Consider the following 448-nt stretch of genomic DNA (forward strand, 5'->3'; position numbering starts at 1 on the left):
GTTCGCGGGCGCGCTTGGCGGTGATCGAGGTGCAGATCAGACCCCTACCCCATCTCATCATGAACGCTATGGCTTCCGGCGAAACCTTTGCAGATGCCATGACGAAGTCGCCTTCGTTCTCGCGGTCCTCGTCGTCGACGACGATTACCATCTGTCCCTCGGCGATGGCGGTGATGGCATCTTCGATCTTCGAGAAGTGCATTTCGGCCTCCATCATGCTTTCTCGGTCTGCATCTGGTCAGCGACGCTAACAAAGCCCTTGCGGTGCCAGAGCAGACAGCGGTCGGCGTTCTCGTTGGGCAAAAGGATGTCGTGGATGACGCCGACGACGATGGTGTGGCTATAACCGTCGTGGGTTTGCGCGATGCGGCAATCGAAGGCGACCGACGCGCCAGCGAGAAGCGGCGCGCCCGTAGTTTGCATGATCCAAAGCGCCCCCTCGACGCGG

The 448-nt window shown here is 60.5% G+C and carries 2 protein-coding genes; both read right to left on the reverse strand.

The window, feature by feature from the left end; translation table 11 throughout:
- Positions 1-217, reverse strand: a 217-nt coding sequence (locus EOA13_RS37605; protein WP_348629789.1) for a 3,4-dihydroxy-2-butanone-4-phosphate synthase, incomplete at its 3' end; no start/stop codon positions are given.
- A partial coding sequence (locus EOA13_RS37610; protein ID WP_206535391.1) for a flavin reductase occupies positions 214-448 on the reverse strand: 235 nt, incomplete at its 5' end. The genes EOA13_RS37610 and EOA13_RS37605, both read right to left, overlap by 4 nt.

The organism is Mesorhizobium sp. M7A.F.Ca.US.011.01.1.1 (assembly GCF_003998295.1).
Lineage (GTDB): Bacteria > Pseudomonadota > Alphaproteobacteria > Rhizobiales > Rhizobiaceae > Mesorhizobium.